19 protein-coding genes and 1 tRNA gene are annotated in these 19,923 nt (G+C 62.4%); 9 read left to right on the top strand and 11 right to left on the bottom strand.

Annotation, left to right across the window (positions count from 1 at the left end; all coding sequences use genetic code 11):
* Complete coding sequence (argB, locus tag NKI24_RS06495) at nucleotides 1–894, bottom strand: acetylglutamate kinase (protein ID WP_023677482.1); 894 nt, start codon at nucleotides 892–894, stop codon at nucleotides 1–3.
* A gap of 96 nt (nucleotides 895–990) precedes the next feature.
* Complete coding sequence (locus NKI24_RS06490; protein WP_352743980.1) at nucleotides 991–2,487, bottom strand: amidase; 1,497 nt, start codon at nucleotides 2,485–2,487, stop codon at nucleotides 991–993.
* Nucleotides 2,488–2,613: 126 nt separating this feature from the next.
* Here NKI24_RS06490 and NKI24_RS06485 point away from each other — a divergent pair, with 126 nt between their 5' ends.
* The 4 genes from NKI24_RS06485 (at nucleotide 2,614) to msrB (ending at nucleotide 5,291) form a co-directional block, all read left to right on the top strand.
* Complete coding sequence (locus tag NKI24_RS06485; RefSeq protein ID WP_023677484.1) at nucleotides 2,614–3,153, top strand: sigma-70 family RNA polymerase sigma factor; 540 nt, start codon at nucleotides 2,614–2,616, stop codon at nucleotides 3,151–3,153.
* Nucleotides 3,150–3,854 (top strand): anti-sigma factor, encoded by a 705-nt coding sequence (locus NKI24_RS06480; RefSeq protein ID WP_352682418.1) that lies wholly within the window; start codon nucleotides 3,150–3,152, stop codon nucleotides 3,852–3,854. Before NKI24_RS06485 ends, NKI24_RS06480 begins: the two co-directional genes overlap by 4 nt.
* A gap of 204 nt (nucleotides 3,855–4,058) precedes the next feature.
* Nucleotides 4,059–4,616, top strand: a complete 558-nt coding sequence (locus NKI24_RS06475) for a fasciclin domain-containing protein (RefSeq protein WP_352743979.1) — start codon at nucleotides 4,059–4,061, stop codon at nucleotides 4,614–4,616.
* Nucleotides 4,617–4,790: 174 nt separating this feature from the next.
* Nucleotides 4,791–5,291, top strand: a complete 501-nt coding sequence (gene msrB, locus NKI24_RS06470) for a peptide-methionine (R)-S-oxide reductase MsrB (RefSeq protein ID WP_352743977.1) — start codon at nucleotides 4,791–4,793, stop codon at nucleotides 5,289–5,291.
* A gap of 126 nt (nucleotides 5,292–5,417) precedes the next feature.
* Here msrB and NKI24_RS06465 read toward each other — a convergent pair whose 3' ends face one another.
* Together NKI24_RS06465 and NKI24_RS06460 are read right to left on the bottom strand one after the other, a co-directional pair.
* Nucleotides 5,418–6,971, bottom strand: coding sequence for a DHA2 family efflux MFS transporter permease subunit (locus NKI24_RS06465; RefSeq protein WP_352682680.1), 1,554 nt, complete (start codon nucleotides 6,969–6,971; stop codon nucleotides 5,418–5,420).
* A gap of 67 nt (nucleotides 6,972–7,038) precedes the next feature.
* A complete protein-coding gene (locus tag NKI24_RS06460; RefSeq protein WP_352743975.1) occupies nucleotides 7,039–8,217 on the bottom strand; it encodes an HlyD family secretion protein in 1,179 nt (392 codons plus the stop codon).
* 143 nt (nucleotides 8,218–8,360) lie between these two features.
* On the opposite strand from NKI24_RS06460, the gene NKI24_RS06455 reads away from it, so the two are divergent.
* The gene (locus NKI24_RS06455) at nucleotides 8,361–9,110 is read left to right on the top strand and encodes a TetR/AcrR family transcriptional regulator (protein ID WP_352452995.1); all 750 of its coding nucleotides are present in this window, start codon (nucleotides 8,361–8,363) and stop codon (nucleotides 9,108–9,110) included.
* A gap of 21 nt (nucleotides 9,111–9,131) precedes the next feature.
* Here the strand turns inward: NKI24_RS06455 and yihA are convergent, their stop codons facing one another.
* From yihA to rpmH, 5 genes are all read right to left on the bottom strand, one after another.
* Nucleotides 9,132–9,791: a ribosome biogenesis GTP-binding protein YihA/YsxC gene (yihA, locus tag NKI24_RS06450; protein WP_352743973.1), complete on the bottom strand. Its 660-nt coding sequence runs from the start codon at nucleotides 9,789–9,791 to the stop codon at nucleotides 9,132–9,134.
* Nucleotides 9,788–10,426, bottom strand: a complete 639-nt coding sequence (locus tag NKI24_RS06445; RefSeq protein ID WP_352452996.1) for a CatB-related O-acetyltransferase — start codon at nucleotides 10,424–10,426, stop codon at nucleotides 9,788–9,790. Before NKI24_RS06445 ends, yihA begins: the two co-directional genes overlap by 4 nt.
* Nucleotides 10,427–10,570: 144 nt before the next feature.
* Entirely contained in the window at nucleotides 10,571–12,382 is a 1,812-nt protein-coding gene (gene yidC / locus NKI24_RS06440; protein WP_352743970.1) for a membrane protein insertase YidC, read from the bottom strand.
* Nucleotides 12,383–12,395: 13 nt separating this feature from the next.
* Nucleotides 12,396–12,749: a ribonuclease P protein component gene (rnpA, locus tag NKI24_RS06435; RefSeq protein WP_352539960.1), complete on the bottom strand. Its 354-nt coding sequence runs from the start codon at nucleotides 12,747–12,749 to the stop codon at nucleotides 12,396–12,398.
* Between the two features lie 23 nt (nucleotides 12,750–12,772).
* Nucleotides 12,773–12,907 (bottom strand): 50S ribosomal protein L34, encoded by a 135-nt coding sequence (gene rpmH, locus NKI24_RS06430; protein WP_008833937.1) that lies wholly within the window; start codon nucleotides 12,905–12,907, stop codon nucleotides 12,773–12,775.
* 334 nt (nucleotides 12,908–13,241) lie between these two features.
* On the opposite strand from rpmH, the gene NKI24_RS06425 reads away from it, so the two are divergent.
* The 3 genes from NKI24_RS06425 to NKI24_RS06415 all read left to right on the top strand — a co-directional run bounded on the left by NKI24_RS06425 (nucleotide 13,242) and on the right by NKI24_RS06415 (nucleotide 16,085).
* Nucleotides 13,242–14,729, top strand: a complete 1,488-nt coding sequence (locus NKI24_RS06425; RefSeq protein WP_023677495.1) for an ATP-binding protein — start codon at nucleotides 13,242–13,244, stop codon at nucleotides 14,727–14,729.
* Nucleotides 14,730–15,044: 315 nt separating this feature from the next.
* Nucleotides 15,045–15,121, top strand: a tRNA-Arg gene (locus NKI24_RS06420).
* Nucleotides 15,122–15,770: 649 nt separating this feature from the next.
* Nucleotides 15,771–16,085: an antibiotic biosynthesis monooxygenase family protein gene (locus NKI24_RS06415; RefSeq protein ID WP_352453000.1), complete on the top strand. Its 315-nt coding sequence runs from the start codon at nucleotides 15,771–15,773 to the stop codon at nucleotides 16,083–16,085.
* 46 nt (nucleotides 16,086–16,131) lie between these two features.
* Here NKI24_RS06415 and NKI24_RS06410 read toward each other — a convergent pair whose 3' ends face one another.
* Entirely contained in the window at nucleotides 16,132–17,274 is a 1,143-nt protein-coding gene (locus NKI24_RS06410) for an alpha-hydroxy acid oxidase (protein ID WP_352743968.1), read from the bottom strand.
* Between the two features lie 69 nt (nucleotides 17,275–17,343).
* Complete coding sequence (locus tag NKI24_RS06405) at nucleotides 17,344–18,366, bottom strand: LacI family DNA-binding transcriptional regulator (RefSeq protein WP_352744011.1); 1,023 nt, start codon at nucleotides 18,364–18,366, stop codon at nucleotides 17,344–17,346.
* A gap of 544 nt (nucleotides 18,367–18,910) precedes the next feature.
* Between NKI24_RS06405 and NKI24_RS06400 the strand changes: the two genes are divergently transcribed.
* On the top strand, nucleotides 18,911–19,873 hold the full coding sequence (locus NKI24_RS06400; RefSeq protein WP_352455994.1) for a sugar-binding protein: 963 nt from the start codon (nucleotides 18,911–18,913) through the stop codon (nucleotides 19,871–19,873).
* Nucleotides 19,874–19,923: the final 50 nt, after the last annotated feature.

The raw sequence follows: 19,923 nt of genomic DNA, 5'->3' as shown, positions 1-19,923 counted from the left end.
TCACGGCACGATCAGCGTGCCGGCGCCGTGTTCGGTGAACAGCTCGAGCAGCACCGCATGCGGCGTCTTGCCGTTGAGGATGACGACGCCTGCGACGCCGCGCTCGATTGCCTCGATGCAGGTCTCGACTTTGGGGATCATGCCGCCCGAGACAGTGCCGTCCTTGATCAGGGCCTTGGCCTCGGCCACGGTCAACTCGTCGATCAGCTTCTTGTCTTTATCGAGCACGCCGGGCACGTCGGTAAGGAACAGCAGGCGCGTCGCCTGGCAGGCGCCGGCGATGGCGCCGGCAAAAGTGTCGGCGTTGATGTTGTAGGTATGGCCGTCGCGGCCGGGCGCCACCGGCGCCAGCACCGGGATCATTTCGGATCGTGCCAGGAGGTCGAGCAATGTGCGGTCGACCTCGACAGGCTCACCAACGAAGCCCAGGTCGAGCACCCGCTCGATGTTGGAATCCGGATCGATCATGGTCTTGCGCGCCTTTTCGGCAAACACCATGTTGCCGTCCTTGCCGCACAGCCCGATCGCCCACTCGCCCTCGGCATTGATCAGCGCGACGATCTCCTTGTTGATCGACCCGGCCAGCACCATCTCGACAATCTCGACGGTCTTCTGGTCGGTGACGCGCAAGCCGCCCTCGAATTTGGATTCGATGCCCATCTTGCTGAGCATGGCGCCGATCTGCGGCCCGCCGCCATGCACGACAATCGGGTTGACGCCGGATTGTTTCAAAAGTGCGATGTCGCGGGCGAAAGCCTTGCCGAGCGCGATGTCGCCCATCGCGTGGCCGCCATATTTCACCACGACCGTCTTGTTCTCGTAGCGCTGCATATAGGGCAGCGCCCTTGAAAGCAGCGCGGCCTGCATTTCGGCGGTGGCGGCGACATCCGTCATCGGCGTGGTTCCCAGCTTGGCATGAACGGCGGCGTCTTAGCGGGAATTGGACGAGGGGGCAAACGGCTTTGCTGTCACGATCGATCAAATCACCGCCTATGCCGGCCGCAGCAGCGGCGCCCGTCGGCCCAGCCAGCCCGAGATCCTTTCCATCTGCGCGGCGAACGACAAAAGCGTTTCCTCGTCGCCGGGGCGGCCGGCGGCCTGGACGCCGAGCGGCAGGCCGGCATCGGTGACGTAAACCGGAAGCGTGATCGACGGTTGCCCGCTGACGTTCTGGATCGCCGGCCAGTGGGTGAACCACAGGCTCTTGTCCATCAGCTGGCCGAATAGCGGCTTGAACTTCAGCAGACCGGCGAGGCGCAGTCTGTCCAGGACATTCTCGATGAATTCGTCGGCGCCTTTCGGGTCCATGGTGCCGCAGGCGAGCGGCGGGTGCGCGATGACAGGCATCAGCACCGCATCATAGTGCGCGGTTTCGGTGATAAGCCGGCGCGAGGTTGCGTGCAGCCGCTGCAGGCCGGCATAGATTTCGCCGGCCGAGAGAATTTCACCGAACCGGCTCATCACGCGCGTGGCGCGTTCGATGTCGCCTGAAATGGAGCGGCCGACGCGCAACGTTTCGCCGCGCATCGTGCCGGCCACCGCCGCGGCGACGGTTCTGGCGAAATCGGCGATGAAATCGCGATCGATATAGGGCAGGTCGATCTCCTCGACGCTGTGCCCGCCTTCGCGCGCCAGCGCAATCGCCGCATCCAGAGCTTTCAACGTCTCTTCCGATATCGGCAAGCCGAGCGGCGATTTTCGATAGAAGGCGAGCTTGAGCTTGCCCGGATCGCGCCCGGCGGCCGCAGCGAAACTGCCGTTCGGCAACGGTGCCGCGTAGGGCGACAGCGGGTCGGGCCCGTGGGTCAGGTCGAGCAGCAGGGCCGTATCGCGCACCGAGCGGGCCAACGCATGGTCGACGACGAAGCCATACCAGCTTTCGGTGACGAGCGGCGTCAAGGGTACGCGGCCGCGCGAGGTTTTCAGCCCGACCAGCCCGGTACAAGCGGCAGGCACCCTGATCGAGCCGCCGCCATCCGAGGCATGTGCCACCGGCACGACGCCGGCCGCGACCAGCGCCGCCGCACCGCCCGAGGAACCGCCGGTCGTGTGCGCGGTATTCCATGGATTGCGGGTGACGCCGTAAGCCACCGACTCCGTCACCAGCCTCAGCCCGTGTTCGGGTGCGGTGCTGGTGGCGATCGGGATCAGGCCGGCGGCCAGATAGCGTTCCGTCATCACCGAGCTGAAATCGGGGGTGAAGGCCGGGATGCGGCTGCCGCCATGCGTCGGCACGCCCTTCATAGCGATGCCAAGATCCTTCAGCGCAAAGGGCACTCCGGCAAGCGGCAGCTTGCGGTCAACGGTTTTCGCTCGCGCCCGCGCCGCCTCAAAAAGCGGTTCGGCGATTGCGTTGATCTCCGGCAGGGTGGCCTCGGCCCGGGCGATCGCCGCATCGACGAGATCTTGCGGTGTGATCTCTCCCTTGTGCACGAGTGCGGCCTGGCCGGTTGCGTCATGCTCCCACAGAACCCGCTCGATCGACATGGTCGCCCTCCCGCTCATTGCAAGCTAGCGGGCTGCGATTTCATTGGCAATCGACGCTGGCGCTGCCGGTGCGCAAGACCATTTCAGTCGTTGCAAATACATTGCAATTGCCTAATTTGGCGGCGGATGACGCCGCAGGACATCAGCAACCTGATTGTCCGGACTTCGATGAAGGACCGGGCTGCGTTCGATCTGCTCTACCGGCAGACCAGCGCGAAACTTTTCGGCGTCTGCCTTCGTGTATTGAAGGATCGGGGAGATGCAGAAGAGGCGCTTCAAGAGGTCTTCGTCAAGATATGGACGAAGGCGGACCGTTTCGCCGTTTCGGATCTGAGCCCGATCTCCTGGCTGGTGGCCATTGCGCGCAATCATGCGATCGATCGGATCAGGGCGCGGCGAGAGCCTGCCGCCTATATCGATGCCGCGCTCGACGTGGCCGATCCGGCGCCGGGGCCGGAGGCCATGGCCGTGGCGGGCGGTGAGTCCGAACGCATCTACCATTGTCTCAAGGAATTGGAGAAGGACCGGGCGGCGGCCGTCCGGGGCGCCTATCTGGATGGCAAAAGCTATGCCGAACTGGCGGAGCGCTATGGCGTACCGCTGAACACGATGCGGACCTGGCTGCGGCGCAGCCTGTTGAAACTGAGAGAATGCCTGGAAAGATGACGCTGGCTGACGACAATGGACCGGAACGTGGGGGCGACGACCTGTTCGCCGCCGAATACGTTCTTGGCGTTCTGGCCGCCGATGAACGCGAGATCGCGTCGCGCCGCATCGATGCGGACGCCGCCTTCGCGCGCCTTATCGATGCGTGGGAGGCGCATCTTTCGCCGATGGCCGCCGCCTATCCGGAGACAGAGCCTCCGATCAGGGTCAAGGAAGCATTGGACCGCCGGCTGTTCGCTGCAGAGCCGCGCGCCGGCCTGTGGTCGAGCCTTGGCTTCTGGCGCGGTCTTGCCGCCGCCGCCATTGCGGCGCTGGCGATCTACATCGCCGTGCCTTACTTCCGCCCGTCCACCGAACCGCCGCAGGCGCGGCTTGTCGCCTCGCTGGCGGCCGAAGGCAGCGACGTCAAATATCTCGTCGTCTACGATGCCGCCCGTCACGAGGTCGGTCTTTCCCACGTTTCCGGCGAGCGGGCCGCCGGCAAGGACTTCGAGCTGTGGATGATCGAAGGCAAGAAGGCGCCGGTGTCGATGGGCGTCATCCCGGCCGGTGCGACCGCGCATTTGCCCATCCCGCCCGCCGTCCAGGAGAAATTGGCGCAAGGCGCCGTGCTTGCGGTCAGCGTTGAGCCTGCCGGCGGTTCACCGACCGGCCAGCCGACTGGACCGGTGGTCGCAGCGGGCGATCTGAAGAGCATCTGACCGCTTCTCATCTCCGGAAGCAGACCTGAAATCTATCTCCCGCGATTTAAACGCCTGCAAAGCTTGTTAGCGGCTGTCGATCCGCGCCGGGCAAATTGCAGCGACAAATATTTTTTTGCGGAGAGGGCGAAACTCCAGCATTTCTATCGCGTATCTCCTTGCGTTCCCAAATGAGGGGAACGATAACCAGAGGAGATTGAAATCATGCGTAAATTCGCCACCCTTTTGCTTGCCGGCACGGTCGCCATTTCCGCGCTCGCCACCATTGCCTATGCTCAAAATCCGATGGTCGGCGGCGCCGCCATGTATGCCCAGAAAAACATCGTCGAAAATGCTGTCAACTCGAAGGACCACACGACGCTGGTCGCTGCCGTCAAGGCAGGCGGCCTGGTCGATACGCTGCAAAGCGCTGGCCCCTTCACTGTGTTCGCGCCGACCAACGAGGCCTTTGCGGCACTTCCAGCCGGCACGGTGGAGACGCTGCTCAGGCCTGAAAACAAGGACAAGCTCGTCAAGATCCTGACTTGCCATGTCATCGGCGCCAAAGCGATGGCCGCCGACGTCGCCAAGATGGTCAAGAACGACGGCGGCACCCACAGGGTCAAGACGGTCGGTGGTTGCGAACTGTCGCTCAAGGCCGACGGCGGCAAGGTCACCGTGACCGACGAGAACGGCAACGTCGCCAATGTGACGATCGCCGATGTCGAGCAGTCCAACGGCGTCATCCACGTCGTCGACAAGGTTCTCCTGCCGAAGATGTAACAAACGCACGCTGCCGGCGAAGATATCGCTAAGGGCCTCCCTGCGCACACTCCGCGCCGTTCACGCAAGATGTGGATAGGCGCGGAGTCCCGCTTTGAGGACAGCGATCGTCACCGGCTTTTGATTTCCGTGTGGCGGTCGAATTTGGCACAAGCAATGACAGGAGGAATGGCCATGAACCGTCGCGAGCTTCTTTTGAATGGTGCGGCAGCCATTGGCGTTGTCGCAGGCGCCACCGCGCTGCGCATGGGCGGAGCCCAGGATGCACGCGCGGCTGAGACTTTCGAGGTTACCAAGACCGAAGCCGAGTGGCGCGCCATCCTGTCCGACGCGGCCTTCAATGTGCTGCGCAAGGAGGGCACGGAATACCCGGGCACCAGTCCGCTGCTCAACGAGCACCGCAAAGGCATCTTCGCTTGCGCCGGCTGCGGCCTGCCGGTCTATTCGTCAGAGACCAAGTTCGATTCCGGCACAGGCTGGCCGAGCTTCTGGCAGGAAATCCCGAAGTCCGTCGGCAAGACCGTGGACAGGTCTTTGGGCATGACCCGCACGGAGGTCCATTGTCGCCGCTGCGGCGGCCATCTCGGCCACGTATTCGACGACGGTCCGCCGCCGACCGGGTTGCGACACTGCATCAATGGCGTTGCCTTGACCTTCAAGCCGGCGACGGCGTGAGGACGGCTGCGACCCTGACTTTGTCGGAGCGCGAGAGGACTTCGTAATGGTTGATTTTGCGCATGACCCCGAAAATCGCTTTTCGGGGTCATGCGCGAGGGCGCCAGGCGGGGGATCCAGCGCGCCTCAATGGCCTACGCCACCGCCGCCCTGAGCGGCTGGCTTGCGGATCACCAGGGTGAAGAGCCCAAGCGTCGCGAACAAAACCGTCAGCATGAAGAATACGTCCATGAACGACAGCAGCGACGCCTGCTGCTGGACCATGCCTGACAGTTTGGAGATGGCCGCCTTGGAGGCGTCGAGCCCGGCGGTCTGCTCGAAGTTGAGCGTCATGTTCTGCAGCTTCTGCTGTGCAGCGGCACTTCCCCATTGCACGTGCTCGGAGAGCCTGGCGTAGTGGAAGGCATTGCGGTCGATCAGCACGGTGTTGATGACTGCCAGGCCGACGGCGCCGCCGAGATTGCGGGTCAGGTTGAACAGGCCAGACGCATTCTTCAGCCGCTCCGGCGGCAAGGTTCCGAGCGCAATGTTGTTGATCGGCACCATGCAAAGCATCATCGAGCAGCCGCGCAGGATCTGCGGGATCAGCAGTTCATAGAAATCCCAGTCGGCGGTGAGATGCGTCATCCACCAGGTCCCCGTGGCGAAGCCGAAGAAGCCGATCATCATCATGATGCGCGGGTCCATCTTGTTCGACAGGATGCCGGAGATCGGCGCAGTGAAGAACATGGCTAGGCCGCTGACGAACAGCGCCTCGCCGATCATCATCGAATCGTAGCCGCGGATCCGCCCCAGGAACACCGGATAAAGATAGGTCAGACCGTAGAGGCCGATGCCGACGACGAAGGAGAACAGCGAGCCGAAGGCAAAATTGATATTGCTGAAAGCCCTCAGATCGACAATCGGCTCCTCGGCGGTGAACACGCGCCAGAAGAACAGCACCGCGCCGAAGGTCATGATGACGGCGCAGATGAACACCGCCTGATCCTGCAGCCAGTCGTTGTTGGGACCTTCCTCCAGCACATATTCCATGCAGCCCAGGAAGGCGGCCATGCCGGCAAGCCCCCACCAGTCGAACTTGCTGAACAGCTTGAGATTGGGTTTGTCGAAGTCGATCAGCGACCAGGCGGCCGTCGTCACCAGAATGCCGGGCACGACGTTGACCAGGAACAGCCAGTGCCAGGACATGGCATGGCTGATATAGCCGCCGACGGTCGGGCCGATGGTTGGCGCCAGCGTCGCTACCAGGCCGATCATCGGCGAGACGATGGCGCGACGCGACGGCGGGAAGATGGTGAAGGCGGCTGCAAAGACGCTCGGGATCATGCCGCCGCCGATGAAGCCCTGCACGGCGCGGTAGACGATCATCTGGTCGATATTGGTTGCGGTCGCCGCCAGCGCGCTGGCCGCGGTGAAACCTGCCGCCGAGATTGTGAACAGCACCCGCGTCGACAGCATCCGGCTGAGGAAGCCCGACAGCGGGATCATCACCACCTCGGCAATCAGATACGCCGTCTGCACCCACGGAATCTCGTCCGAACTGGCGCTCAGCCCCGCCTGGATCTCGGCCAGCGAGGCCGAGACGATCTGGATGTCCAGGATGGCCATGAACATGCCGAACACCATTGCCAGGAAGGCGATGACGCGGCGTGTCGAGATGTGGTCAACCGGCGCCGGCATGGCTGGCGTCGGCGCCGATCCTGCAGTTAGGGTTGCGGTCGCCATGACCTTTGCTCCCGGTTCCGCTTTACTTCGATGCCGCAGGCGCCGTGCGGCTGTCGACGGCGACGACGACGCTCAGGCCGGCGCGCAGCTTGCCCGTCTTCAGCACATCCGCGGGCACGTCGATGCGAACCGGAACACGCTGCACCACCTTGGTGAAATTGCCTGTGGCGTTCTCCGGCGGCAGCAGCGAGAACACTGCTCCCGAAGCCGGGGCCAGCGACGACACGATACCCTCGATGTCCTGACCGTCGATCGCGTCGACCGACACTCTGACCTTTTCACCAGGCACCAGCCGGGCAAGCTGGGTCTCCTTGAAGTTGGCGACGATGTAGAGCTTGTCCATTGGCACGATGACGGCGAGCTTCTGTCCGGGGCTGATCAGGTCGCCCTGCTCGACCGAGCGGTTGCCGACCACGCCGTCATAGGGTGCGCGCAGCACGGTGAAGGACAGATCCCGCACCGCCTTGTCGTGGGCAAGCTGCAGCGAGGCCAGCGTGCTTGCCGATTCCGCCCGCTGCGCCTGGAGCACGCCGATATTCGCCTGAGCCGCCGCGATCTGCGCGTCGGCGCCGGCTAGTGCGGCATTGGCTTGCTCGACCGCCGTCTGGGCATCGTCCAACTGGGCCTGAGTACCGACGCGGGTCTTGAGCAACTGGGCGGCACGAACCTGAGCTCGCTTCGCATTATCGGCCGCGGCCTGGTCGGCGGTCTTCTGCGCCTGCGCCTGCTTGAGCGAGGCGCGCGCCGCCTCGGTCTGGGCATCGATGCGGTCGAGCGTCTTGCTCAACGTGGCGATCTGCGCCTCGGCCTGGGCAACGGCTATCTTGTAGTCGCCGTCATCGACAATCAGCAGCGGGTCGCCGGCCTTCACCTGCTGGTTCTCGGTCACTTTGACCTGATCGACATAACCCGAGATTTTTGGCGAGATGAACGCCGTGTCGGCCTGGACATAGGCGTCGTCGGTCGTGATCATGAAGCGCCCGTCGGTCCAGTAATCATAGCCATACCAGGCGCCGGCGCCCAGCAGGGCCAGGCCGATGATGGGCAGCAACATCGAGCGCATCGAGCGCTTCTTCTTGGCGGGAGCCAGCGGGGTGACGTCGGCGGGCTTGAGAGGGGCTTCCGGCGCTTCGATCGCAGGCTGGACCTTGGCACTGGGGAACGGGCGGACTTCGGCACTGGTGGGCGCGTTCGAGGACATGATATCTCTCTAAATTAACTGGCGCTGAATTTCGTCAGACTGAACCGTTCGGTTCGATCTCGACGTTGACTTAGCGCTTAAAGAGGCCCATATCAAGAGCAATCGAACCGGATGGTTCGAATTATTTTACGAGGTGTGACATTATGGCCGAAGCCCCCAAGGCCGCTCCTTTGCCTGATTCAGGCCCATTGCCCAGCGCCGGCAAGGACCAGTGCGATCTGCTGGACAGTCTGCCGCGCGGCCGCCCGGCCGCGGGGCAAGACCCGGTCAAGCGCAGCCAGATCATCGAGGGTGCGCGCCGTGTCTTCATCGACAAGGGCTTCGAAGCCGCGTCGATGAACGACATTACGCGCGAGGCCGGCGTGTCCAAGGGCACCATCTATGTCTACTTCGCCAATAAGGAAGAGCTGTTCGAAGCGCTGATCGAGGAAGAGCGCGGCACGATTTTCAAGAACATGTATGAAGTGCTCGACCAGATTGGCGACCTTCGCCAGACGCTGGTGAAGTTCGGCGTCGTGCTGTCCATGAAGATCACTTCGGCGAGGGTCATCCTGGCGCAGCGGACGGTGATCGGCGCGTCGGAACGCATTCCGGAGCTTGGTGCCCGGTTCTACGAACGCGGCCCGAAGCGTGGCCATGACAGGGTCGTCGTTTTCCTCAACATGGCTATCGAACGCGGCCTGCTGAAGATCGACGACGTCGAACTTGCCGCCTATCAGTTCACCGAGCTGTGTCTGGCCGGTCTTTTCCGCCAGTGCATATTCGCCTATCGCACCAAGGCGCCAAGTGCGGCCGAGATCGAACACATCGTCAGGTCGGGCGTCGACGTGTTCCTGAAGGCCTACGGCACCGAACAGCTGGCAGAGCAGGAACGGGCCTCCAGCCCCGCCTGACAGGCTGCCAGGGTCGGTGGCCTATCCGCCATTGGCGGCGAGCACGATCGCCGCACGCAATTCCTCGAGGCCCTCGCTCTTTTCCGACGACGTGGCGAGCACGAAGGGAAATGCCGCCGGGCGTTTCTTGATCTTCTGGAGCGTTTCCTCGATCAGCCGCGGTACCCCCGCCGCTTTGATCTTGTCGGTCTTGGTCAGCACGATCTGATACGACACCGCCGCCTTGTCGAGCAGCGACAGCACCTCGTCGTCCTTGGCCTTGATGCCATGGCGGGCATCGACCAGCACGTAGACGCGCTTCAGCGTCACCCGGCCCTTGAGATAGTCGAACACGAGCTTCGTCCACTCGTCGACCTTTTCCTTCGGTGCCGTGGCGTAGCCATAGCCTGGCATGTCGACCAGCGCCATCGGCGGCAGATCGGCGCCTTCTCCCGAAAATCCGCCAGGCACGAAATAGTTGAGCTCTTGCGTGCGGCCCGGCGTGTTGGAGGTGCGCGCCAGCCCCTTTTGGTTGACCAGCGCGTTGATCAGCGACGATTTGCCGACATTGGAGCGGCCGGCAAAGGCGATCTCGGGCGGTCCCTCCGGCGGCAGGAATTTCATCGCCGGCACGCCGCGGATGAAGATCCAGGCTCGCGTGAACAATTCGATACCGATCGTGGTCTTGTTCAACGCGTTCAAACCGCTGCCTCCAGAAGAAAAATGTTGCTGCCACGAATGGCATCGAGATTGCGGCTGATCTTTTCCACCGGCCAGTGCCACCACGCTAGCGCCAGCAGCCGCCGGATGGTCCTGTCATCGAAGCGCATCTTCACCACTTTGGCCGGATTACCGGCGACAATTGCATAGGCTGGCACATCGTGCGTCACCACCGACTTTGCCGCGACGATAGCGCCGTCGCCGATTTTCACGCCCGGCAGCATCACCGCTTCCATGCCGATCCAGACGTCGTTGCCGACGATTGTGTCGCCACGCACCTCCTTCGACCATGTCGCCGGGTCGAAACCTTCCTCCCAGCCGTGACCAAAGATGTTGAACGGATAGGTCGAAAAGCCGGACATGGCGTGATTGGCGCCGTTCATGATAAAGCGCGCACCCTCGGCAATGGCGCAGAACTTGCCGATGACTAGCCTGTCGCCGATGAACGGATAATGATGCAGCACGCATTTTTCGGCGAATTTGTCGGGTCCGTCAGGGTCGTCATAATAGGTGAAGTCGCCGATCTCGATATTCGGCGCCGTCACCAGCGGTTTCAGAAAGCCGACGCGTGTGTGCAACGGGATCGGATGCTTGATCGATGGATTGGGTCCGGTCATATCGAGCTCCGTCGAGCAACTGCCAGCCAGGTCAAAATAGCGCGATCCGTCCGGCAGTACCAATCGCTTAATCCAGACCGGCAGCCTGTGCAAAAAGCCCCGGACGAACCGGGGCTTTCTGGTTTCGCACTATCGGAGCGCCGGCTATTCCGCCGGCGACGGTTTCTTGCGGAACAGCGCGACCAGATTGTCCCACAATTCGATCTTGGCGCCCTGCCGCTTCATGATCACGCCCTGCTGCAGGATCGACAGCGTGTTGTTCCAGGCCCAGTAGATGACGAGGCCGGCCGGAAAACCCGCCATCATGAAGGTGAAGATCACGGGCATCCAGGTGAAGATCGCCGCCTGCGTCGGGTCCGGCGGCGTCGGGTTCATGCGCATCTGCAGGAACATCGTCACGCCCATGATCAGCGGCCAGACGCCGATCATCAGCATGTGCGGCAAGGTAACGGGGATCAGCCCGAACAGGTTGAAAATCGACGTCGGGTCCGGCGCCGCCAGATCCTGGATCCAGCCGAAGAACGGCGCGTGCCGCATCTCGATGGTGATGTAGAGCACCTTGTAGAGCGAAAAGAACACCGGGATCTGCAATGCCACCGGCCAGCAGCCGGCGAGCGGATTGATCTTCTCGGTCTTGTAGAGCTCCATCATCGCCTGCTGCTGCTTCATCTTGTCGTCCGCGTATTTCTCGCGGATCTCGAGCATCTTGGGCTGCACCTTCTTCATGTTCGCCATCGACGCATAGGACTTGTTGGCGAGCGGGAAGAACAGCGCCTTGACAATGACGGTGGTGGCGAGGATCGCCAGACCGAAATTGCCGAAGAATTTGTAAAGCGTGTCGATCAGCGAGAACATCGGCTGAGTTATGAACCAGAACCAGCCCCAATCGATCAGCTTTTCGAAAAGCCTTATCTTGCGATCTTTCTCGTAAGCATTGATCTTGTTGACTTCCTTTGCGCCGGCAAAGATCTCCGATTCAATGGTCTTGGATTCGCCGGGCTGCAGCGCAATCGCGTCCGTGCGGAAGTCGGCTTGATAGCGATGACGGCCGTCCTCGTAATAAGCGAAGTTTGGCTGAAACTCCTGCGCCTCTGTCGGCACCAGCGTCGCCGCCCAGTATTTGTCGGTGATGCCCAGCCAACCGTCCTTGGACTTGCTCGGTGTGTACTGCTTGTTTTTCTCGAGATCGGCGTATTTGTGTTCCTGCAGGCCTTCGCTGCCGGTGACGCCGATCAGGCCTTCGTGCAACACATAGATGCTGGCGACCGCCGGCTTGTCGAAGCGGGTGATGCGGCCGTAATTGAACAGCGAGACAGGGCTGCTACCGGAATTCTGCACGGTGTCGGAAACGGTGAACATGTAGTCGTTGTCGACCGAGAATGTGCGTTTGAAAGTCAGGCCCTTGTCGTTGGTGAAGGTGAGCGTCACTGGTGTAGCCGGCGTTAGCGTCGGATTGCCGTCGACGTTCCAAACGGTCTTGGGTCCCGGCAGCGTTCCCGCCTTGTCTTCGCCAACAAAGCCGATCTCGGCGAAATATCCGTTCGGCAGCGACTCAGGATTGAGCAGCGCGATCTTGGGTGAGTTTTTGTCGACCGTCTCCGTGTAGTGCTTGAGCTTGAGATCATCGAGACGCGCGCCGGTGAGGTTGATCGAGCCTTCGAGGCTCGGCGTGTCGATCTTGACGCGGCTGGTCGAGGCAATCGCCTGCTCCCGGCCGGCCGGCGTCACCGCGTTGCCGCCAGGCGCGTTCGGAATGGTGCCCGGCTGCACCGGTGTTTCGCTGGCGCCCGGGCTGGTGCCTTGGGCGGCCTTCTTCTGCTCCGCCACGCGCTGCTCTTCGATGCGGGCGGCTTCGCGCTGCATCTCGCTGCGCGGCATCACATACAAATATTGCCAAAGCGCCAGGATCAGCACCGACAGTGCGATGGTGATGAAGAAGTTGCGGTTGTTTTCCATCGAAGCCCTTGGCCTATCGTGTTCCACGCAATCTGCGGGAGAGTTCGGCCTTCAACTGGCCGAACGGAGTGGTAAGCACGTCTTCGCGCCCGACAATGACATAATCATTGCCTGGCGCCATGTCATCCGCGGCATGTGTGCGCACGGCCTCTCTGAGCCGCCGCCGGATGCGGTTGCGAACGACGGCGTTGCCGACCTTCCTGGTGACGGTGTAGCCGACGCGCGGCGCCTCGCTGTCGCCGCGGCCCAGGACCTCGACGAGGAAAAGCCGCCCGCGGCGCTTTTCGCCGCGGCGGACAGCCAGGAATTCCGCGCGCTTCAGAAGCCGCTTGGGATGGGCACCCGTTGGCTTGCCGGTTGCGGGCAACGATCTTGTCTCTCGCTTGGTGCTCAGGCGCTGAGACGCTTGCGGCCGCGGTTGCGGCGGGCTGCGACGACGCCGCGGCCACCTTTGGTGGCCATGCGGGCGCGGAAACCGTGCCTGCGTTTGCGGACGAGTTTGGACGGCTGGTAAGTACGCTTCATTTGTTTAAATACCGCGGGGTGCGGCCCTTCTTGATTCTGTCACTTTGTAACAGGAGCTTTGCCGGGCCGGTTTTGGCGCGATCGAAACCGCGCCGGGACGAATGGCCCGAGCGTGAGCGGGCTTATAGAAAGAAGGGTTTTGGAAGTCAATCCAGCGTGTCGGGCCGGCATTGTCGGACCGGCATCGAAGTCTTGCGGCCCTTTGTCCGGCTTCGACCAAGGATGAATTTGGCAAAAAAGCCGCAATCGCCTAATCTCACCCGATCAAGCGATCGTGAAGACGAGCAGTCCCTAAGACAAGCAGCCGTGATGACAGGCAGCCGTGACGACGAGCATGAGTGAAGTCCCAGCAACCGACGAAAGCATCGCCCAGGCGAAGGCGGCCACCCGCAGGGTGCCGCTGGCGCGCGGCCTGTCGACCAAGTTGCTGCTGCTCACCATCGTCTTCGTGCTCTTGGCCGAAATCCTCATCTTCGTGCCCTGGATCGCCAGCTACAGGCTGAGTTGGCTGAAGGAGAGGCTGAGCACCGCCGCCGCGGTTTCCATCGTCCTGGTGCAGGGCGAACCTGCCTCGCTGTCGCGTGCCGCCCAGAACGACGTACTGATGGCGATCGGCGCCAAGGCGATCGCCGTGCGCGACGGCGGCGTCTCGCGGCTTCTGGTCGTGGCCGAAATGCCGCCGCAGGTCGACGAGCATATCGATATCGCCAATGTCGGCATGATCAAGGGTATGACCGGCGCGCTGGACACGCTGTTTTTCGGCGGCAAGCGGATGCTGCGCGTTTTCGGGCCGGTCGGCGACAGCGACAAGGAATTCGAGCTGATCATGCCCGACCACCGCCTGCGCAATGCCATGCTGATCTATTCGCGCAACGTCGCCTTCGTCTCGCTGCTGATCTCGCTGTTCACCGCCATGCTGGTCTACGCCGCGATAGACCTGATCATGATCGGCCCGATCAGGACGATGACACGCTCGATGCTGTCCTTTTCCGAGGCGCCCGACGATCCCGGCCGCATCATTCACCCCGCCGCCCGGGCCGACGAGATCGGCGTCGCCGAACGCGAGCTGTCGCAGATGCAGGAGCGGCTGCAGAAGATGCTGACCGAGCAGAAGCACCTGGCCGATCTCGGCCTCGCGGTTTCGAAGATCAACCACGACATGCGCAACATCCTCGCCTCGGCGCAGCTGATGTCGGACCGCCTGCGCCAGGTCAAGGACCCGACCGTGCAGGCCTTCGCACCAAAACTGCTGCGCGCGCTCGACCGTGCGGTGTCCTACTCGGAGGGCGTGCTGGCCTATGGCCGCACCCAGGAGCCGCCGCCGTCGCGCCGCAGGCTGCGGCTGCGCCAGCTGGTCGAGGACGTCCAGGGCCTGCTCGACATCGAATGCGGCATCGAATTCGTCAACGCCGTCGATCCGGTGCTCGAGGTCGACGCCGATTCCGACCAGCTGTTCCGCGTGCTCACCAATCTTAGCCGCAACGCCGTGCAGGCGATGGCGGCCGACACCGAGAGCGCCGTGGTGCGCCGCTTGACCATATCGGCCGAGCGCATCGGCAGCGTCAGCCGCATCGTCGTCACCGACACCGGCCCCGGCCTGCCGCCAAAGGCGCGAGAAAACCTGTTCGCGGCATTTCGCGGCTCGGCCCGCAGCGGCGGCACCGGCCTTGGCCTGGCGATCGCCCATGAATTGATCCGCGCCCATGGCGGCACGGTGGAGCTGGTCGAATCGATCGGCGGCCGCACCACATTCGCCGTCACCATTCCCGACCAGCCGGTCCGGCTCGACCAAGCCCGCAACGGTCTGCGCCGCCCGGCGTAACGAACCGTTTCGTTACGGACCGTTTCAATTCGCAAATGGTTGGTCCGAGACTACGAGCCATCGGCTCGGCCGCCGTGCAACGGCGTGTTTCGTTACGGGCCGTTCCGATTGGCAAATGACTGACGACCTATCGGCTCGGCCGCCGCGTGACGCGATCTTGCCTTCGCCGGCCGGCGCATGACGGCAAAACATGACGGCAAAACTTTTGGCCAGGATCGGCTTGCTTTTCGCAAATTCAGTCGCTAGGGAACAGCTCACATTCGCGGCCGGTCGCCAGGATCGGATCGCGGGGCTATGCAAAGCATGGCCTGTTGCGCGCCCGTAGCTCAGCTGGATAGAGCACCAGACTACGAATCTGGGGGTCAGGAGTTCGAATCTCTTCGGGCGCGCCATTAAACTCATTTGTCCAACCCGGGAACATAGGTAACAGAATCTACCACCGGTGGCCGGAAAGTCGCGAGGGCTGAGCGCCATCCATGCCAAAACGGGGATCGTCAGCTAATGCTGCTCAGTCGGCCTGCTTAATCTCCGGGCCCGGTTCAGTCGGCGGGCCTGGCGTGCAATCCTGGCCAGTGCATTCCTGCACGGGATCTTTCGCCGGCGGGAGACAATTTTGGCCTTCACAATGAACGGGCGGCTGCGTTGTTGCGGCTTTATTGTTCTGCGGCACAGGCCGATCCTCAGCGCGAACGGCCGGCATTCCAAGGTCGATCATGGCCGTGCACAAGAGCGCAATCCGAACCAAATTCATTTTCGCCTCCGCAACTGACAGCGAGACGCAGATTATACCTTCGAACTGCGGCCAACATCCTGTCACCCCGCGAACGGCGTTAACAGCGCGTTTCATTGCCGGTTGGAAGGGCGTACCGATTGCGATCGAGCGTCGTCCTCTTCCTTGCAAAATAGCGCCAGAAACGGGGCTTTCGGCCAGAGGTGACTGAAGCCAACCTTCCGATTTTCCTGTACACCTGTTCGAAGGGTTCGAGGTGCGTTAGGGCCTCGCATACTCGAGGTTTTCAGTTCTTTCACGGGGGAACGTACATGACGGCATTCAACAGCGTCCGCTTCCGGGTCAAGCCGGGTAGTGAAGACGAATTCGTCGAACTGTTCAGCAGCGCTCCGCGCAATTTCGAGGGATTGCGAAAAATGGCTCTCATCAAATCGGGAGATGGCGCCTTCTTCTCGATTGGAGAGTGGGACACTTTTCAGCACATGGTCGATGCCCGGCCCAAAATGCTGGGCAATCTTGATCGGTTCCGGCATGCGTTGCAGCAGCTTGAGGGCGGATATACGGATGCTGTTTCCGGCGAGGCTGTCTTCGAGACGGACGGCAGGAGCAGCGGCAGGTCGGTATAGCTTCGCACTTCGAAAAGCTTATGCCGTGCGCCACTTCCCGGCTCTATCACCTAAACCGCACATTCCCCCTGGAAAGCTCTGCCACCGACCGGCATCCCATCAGCCGCATGTCGCGTTCGATCTCGGTTCGCATCAGGCCGAGCGCCCGTTCGACGCCGGCCTGTCCGGCGGCGGCCAGCGGGAAGAGATAGTAGCGCCCGAGGCCGACGGCCTTGGCGCCCAACGACAGGGCCTTCAGCACATGCGTGCCGCGCTGGACGCCGCTGTCGATGATCACGTCTATCTTGTCGCCCACCGCGTCGACGATCTCCGCCAGCTGGTCGAAGGGGCTGCGCGAGCCGTCCAGCTGTCTGCCGCCATGATTTGACAGAACGATACCGGTGCAGCCGATGTCGACCGCCTTTCTGGCATCGGCGACGCTCATGATCCCCTTCAGGCAAAACTGGCCGTTCCAGAAGCGGACCATGTCTTCGACGTCCTTCCAGTCCAGCGACGGGTCGAGGATCTCGGTGAAATAGCGGCTGATGGAAAGCGCTCCGCCGCCGAGATCGATATGGCCGTCCAACTGCGGCAGGCTGAACTTTTCGTGCGTCAAATAGTCGATAGCCCATCTCAGCTTGATCGTGAACTGCATCATGCCGCTGAGCGTAAGCCGAAAGGGGATGGAAAAGCCGGTCCGCAGGTCACGCTCGCGGTTTCCGCCGGTGACGCTGTCGACAGTCAGCATCATCACCTCGACGCCGGACGCCTTGGCGCGCTCCATCAGGGCGCGGTTCAGGCCGCGATCCCTGTGGAAATAGAACTGATAGACCTGCGGCGTCCTGTGCTTGCGGACTTCCTCCAGGCTGACCGTGCCGAGCGACGAGACGCCGAACATCGTGCCGAACTTCTCCGCCGCCGCGGCGACGGCGCGCTCGCCGCTATGGTGAAACAGTCGCTGGAGAGCCGTCGGCGAACAATAGACCGGCATCGCCAGCTTCTGGCCCATGACGGTGACCGACATGTCGACCTGTCCGACGCCGGCAAGGACGTTGGGGACGAGATCGCAGTCCTCGAACGCCGCCGTGTTGCGCCGCAGCGTCGTCTCGTCGTCCGCGCCGCCATCGATATAATTGAAGATCGGACCTGGCAGGCGCTGTTTTGCCAGCCGGCGGAAGTCCTGAAAATTGTAGCAGCTTTGCAATCTCATGAAATCAATCGGGTATATGCCGGGCCCGATGTCAAGCCTGTGCCATTGTCGGTCGCCGGCGCTCTCGCCTCAGCCCGCCAGAGCGCCAACCGACTCCCGCTCCACCAGCGGGCATTCGAGCTTGGTGATGGGATAGCGGCCACGACCGGGAGCAGCGGGGACTTCGAGCTGCTCGATCGCCCATTGTCCCATCGCCATATGCGGCAGGATCGACGTCGTCAGCGGCGGGAACAGATGCCGCGCGATCTCCTCGTCGTCATAACCGATCACCGAAATATCCCGGGGGATGTGCAGCCCGGCCTCCTTTAGCGCCTCGTAGCAGCCGATCGCGGTGCGGTCGTTCTGGCAGAAGATGGCGGTCGGCCGGTCCTTCAGCGCCAAGAGCTTGACGGTCGCGGCATAGCCGGCGCTCGCCGACCAGTCGCCTTCGACGACCAGCGCCGGGTCGAACGGAATGTCGGCCGTCGCCAGCGCCCGGCGGTAGCCCTTCAGCCTGTCCTGCGCCGCTTGCATCCAGGGCTCGCCGGTGATGGTGGCGATGCGCCGGTGGCCATGGCCGATCAAGTGGCGGGTGGAGCTCTGGCCGCCGGCGATCTCGCTCGGCACCACGGCGGGGAAGGCATAGTCGGCGGTGTAGCAGTTGAGCAGGATGACCGGAATGTCGAGGCCGTAGAGATAGTCCGGCGCGACGATCTCGCGGGTGAAAATGGTCATGTAGATCAGCGCCGAAATGCCCCGCTTGGTCAGTGCCGCGATGGCGCGGGGCTCCATCACCTCGTCGCCCATGGTCTGCGCCACCAAAAGCACATTGCCGGCGTTCCACGAGGCTTGCCGCGCCCCTTCAATGGCGACGACCGCCTCCGGGCTGGTCGCCAACTGGTCGACGGCGAAGCCGATCACGCCATCCAGCCCGTCGAATGCGGCAACCGGGGCTCGCAAGGCAGAAAACACGGGCGGCGAATAGCCCAGCGTTCGCGCCGTCTCGATCACCCGCTCGCGGGTTTGCTGCGACAGCCTGATGCCCGGCGTGTTGTTGAGCACGAACGAAACCGTCGCCTGCGAACAGCCCGCGGCCCTGGCGATGTCGATCATGGTAACGCGGCCCTTGGGGTTTTTCCCGGACAGCTTGCGCCGCCTGGTACCCTCAAGGACCGGATCACGCAGTGGTTCGTTCATGTCATTGGTCCCTCGAATCTCGCATTTATAGGGCGAAGCGATACTAATAGATATAATCGACCTTCTTAGGCGATTTAGTCCCCGATCCAAAACGGTTGCGACTGGGGAGGCCTCTCTCGTTTGTGGCGAGAATCCCGACCCAAACTAATACTCTTTACTAATATCTGGCATCCCTATAACGTCAATCCATCATGCCCGGACGACGTCGGACCGCGCATGTTCGGAACGCAAGTCAGCCTGGTATCGGACGGTTCCCGTCAGTCGAAGCTTGCCTGCCGCTCCGGGAAATGTCAGACAAATCGGACTATTTACGAACGGCGAATGAGTCTCTAAAGTCGACGATAGCGGCTGGAATGGCGTCGTTCTTCGCTGCCGGAAACCCTTGAGGAGGAGGGCGTCCAAGCCGCGCCGGCACGTTCATCATCAGCGAAAATTACTGAGTCAAAATGGGAGGTTGAATATGAAATCTGTGATACGAAATGCGTCCGTCGCCGCTGCGGCCCTGCTGCTCGGCCTTTCCGCCAGCGCAATTGCGCGGGCCGACGACAAGCCGACACTGGCCTTCGTCGTCAACGGCGCTTCCGATTTCTGGAAGGCTGCCGAAGCCGGCGTCAAGAAGGCTCAAGGCGAATTGCCCAATTACAATCTCGAACTCAAATATCCGGAGCAGTCCTCGGTCGCCATCCAGCAGCGCCTTATGGACGATCTGGTGACGGCCGGTGTTAAGGCGATCATGGTCTCGGCCGTCGATCCCAAGACGTCGACCGACGGGCTGAACAAGATCGCCTCGGAAACGGCGTTGTTCACCACCGACAGCGACGCACCGCAGACTAAGCGTGTCGCCTATATCGGCTCTTCCAATGTCGATGCCGGCAAGCAGGCGGCAGAGATCGCCAAGAAAGCAATGCCCGACGGCGGCAAGTGCCTCGGCTTCGTTGGCCTGCTCGGCGCCGACAATGCCAAGGAACGCATCCAGGGCATGAAGGACGGCCTCGCCGGCACCAAGATCGAATTGGTCGACGTGCGTGGCGACGACATCGACCAGGCCCGCGCCAAGAAGAACGTCGAGGACGCGCTGGTCGCCAGCCCCGACGTCACCTGCATGGTCGGCTTCTACTCCTACAACACGCCGCGCATCTATGAAGCGCTGCGCGATGCCGGCAAGCTCGGCCAGATCACCGTCGTCGGCTTCGACGACGATCCGATCACGCTGGGCGGCGTCAAGGAAGGCACCGTCGCCGCTACCGTCGTACAGCAGCCTTTCGAATGGGCCTATCAGGGCATGAAGCTGATGGCCGCCTATCTCGAGGGCGACAAGTCGGGCGTTCCCGCCGATGGCCTGATCATCGTGCCGACCAAGATCATCGGCAAGGACGATGTCGACGCCTACGCCGCCAACCTCAAGGCGATGTCGGGAAACTGAGCGAATAGGTTGCGCCGGCTCAAGGGTTCGCCCTGAGCCGGCGATTCTAT

The sequence above is a fragment of the Mesorhizobium sp. M0701 genome (assembly GCF_040320365.1).
Lineage (GTDB): Bacteria > Pseudomonadota > Alphaproteobacteria > Rhizobiales > Rhizobiaceae > Mesorhizobium.
Note: the sequence above shows the minus strand (reverse complement) of the source record. Positions and strands in the feature narration are given on the sequence as shown.

Bases quoted from the DNA above. Each gene is read 5' to 3' on its own strand.
- msrB (WP_352743977.1), top strand. From the start codon at position 4,791: ATGAACCGTCGCGAGCTTCTTTTGAATGGTGCGGCAGCCATTGGCGTT.
- yidC (WP_352743970.1), bottom strand. From the start codon at position 12,382: ATGGAAAACAACCGCAACTTCTTCATCACCATCGCACTGTCGGTGCTG.
- NKI24_RS06475 (WP_352743979.1), top strand. From the start codon at position 4,059: ATGCGTAAATTCGCCACCCTTTTGCTTGCCGGCACGGTCGCCATTTCC.
- NKI24_RS06405 (WP_352744011.1), bottom strand. From the start codon at position 18,366: ATGATCGACATCGCCAGGGCCGCGGGCTGTTCGCAGGCGACGGTTTCG.
- NKI24_RS06480 (WP_352682418.1), top strand. From the start codon at position 3,150: ATGACGCTGGCTGACGACAATGGACCGGAACGTGGGGGCGACGACCTG.
- NKI24_RS06485 (WP_023677484.1), top strand. From the start codon at position 2,614: ATGACGCCGCAGGACATCAGCAACCTGATTGTCCGGACTTCGATGAAG.
- NKI24_RS06465 (WP_352682680.1), bottom strand. From the start codon at position 6,971: ATGCCGGCGCCGGTTGACCACATCTCGACACGCCGCGTCATCGCCTTC.
- NKI24_RS06400 (WP_352455994.1), top strand. From the start codon at position 18,911: ATGAAATCTGTGATACGAAATGCGTCCGTCGCCGCTGCGGCCCTGCTG.
- NKI24_RS06425 (WP_023677495.1), top strand. From the start codon at position 13,242: ATGAGTGAAGTCCCAGCAACCGACGAAAGCATCGCCCAGGCGAAGGCG.
- NKI24_RS06415 (WP_352453000.1), top strand. From the start codon at position 15,771: ATGACGGCATTCAACAGCGTCCGCTTCCGGGTCAAGCCGGGTAGTGAA.
- NKI24_RS06490 (WP_352743980.1), bottom strand. From the start codon at position 2,487: ATGTCGATCGAGCGGGTTCTGTGGGAGCATGACGCAACCGGCCAGGCC.
- argB (WP_023677482.1), bottom strand. From the start codon at position 894: ATGACGGATGTCGCCGCCACCGCCGAAATGCAGGCCGCGCTGCTTTCA.
- NKI24_RS06445 (WP_352452996.1), bottom strand. From the start codon at position 10,426: ATGACCGGACCCAATCCATCGATCAAGCATCCGATCCCGTTGCACACA.
- NKI24_RS06455 (WP_352452995.1), top strand. From the start codon at position 8,361: ATGGCCGAAGCCCCCAAGGCCGCTCCTTTGCCTGATTCAGGCCCATTG.
- rpmH (WP_008833937.1), bottom strand. From the start codon at position 12,907: ATGAAGCGTACTTACCAGCCGTCCAAACTCGTCCGCAAACGCAGGCAC.
- NKI24_RS06460 (WP_352743975.1), bottom strand. From the start codon at position 8,217: ATGTCCTCGAACGCGCCCACCAGTGCCGAAGTCCGCCCGTTCCCCAGT.
- NKI24_RS06410 (WP_352743968.1), bottom strand. From the start codon at position 17,274: ATGAGATTGCAAAGCTGCTACAATTTTCAGGACTTCCGCCGGCTGGCA.